A 638-nucleotide genomic window follows, 5' to 3' on the forward strand; every position below is an offset into this window, starting at 1 on the left:
CATTGCTGCGCGGTGCTTCGGCCAGCGGGTTGAGCGCCGGCTGTCCCATCTGGGTCTGATAGGAGCGGATCTGCGAAAGGATCGACGTGACGGAGTGGGACATCTGCAACGGTTCCAGAAACAGGGGATGGGGTTGTCTGCTGGAGCAGGTGCAAGTGCCGTGCCGAAACCGGTTTTCGATTCAGTGAAGTGAGGGTGGGGGGTGCTTTGCAGGGTTGCACCCCGCTCCCTGCCGAATCAACGGCAACGGCGGGCTATTCGTGGGATGGCGGGGTGGATCCGGTTGCGGGGGACGCCGCAAGTACGTCCCTGTAGGCTCGATGGCGCCTTGCTCGTGTGCGCTGTCCTGCGCACACGGCAAGACCAGGGTTGGGCGTCCTGCCCAACCCGCCCGAGGCATGCCTCGGGCCCATGCGGCTGACACCCCGCAATCCGACACCGCCCCACCTCTGACAGATTCCTGCAGCTGTTGGGAACTGCGATGGTTGTCCGCGCGGCTGTTGGTAGGTGTCGACCTTGGTCGACACGGTAGATCCACGCCATGCGTGGATGAATCCGCATCGGAACCGATTATTCGATATCTGATCGAAATGCAGCCGAGCGTGGGCTCGGCTCTACAAAGAGCGGCCAGCCAAGCG

The 638-nt window shown here is 63.0% G+C and carries 1 protein-coding gene; it reads right to left on the reverse strand.

Annotation, left to right across the window (positions count from 1 at the left end):
• On the reverse strand, positions 1–221 hold a 221-nt coding region (locus C9414_RS20805; RefSeq protein ID WP_219909131.1), incomplete at its 3' end, for a hypothetical protein.
• Positions 222–638 lie beyond the last annotated feature (417 nt).

Origin of the sequence: Bacillus sp. Nf3 (assembly GCF_003028545.1) — a bacterium.
Lineage (GTDB): Bacteria > Bacillota > Bacilli > Bacillales > Bacillaceae > Bacillus > Bacillus safensis.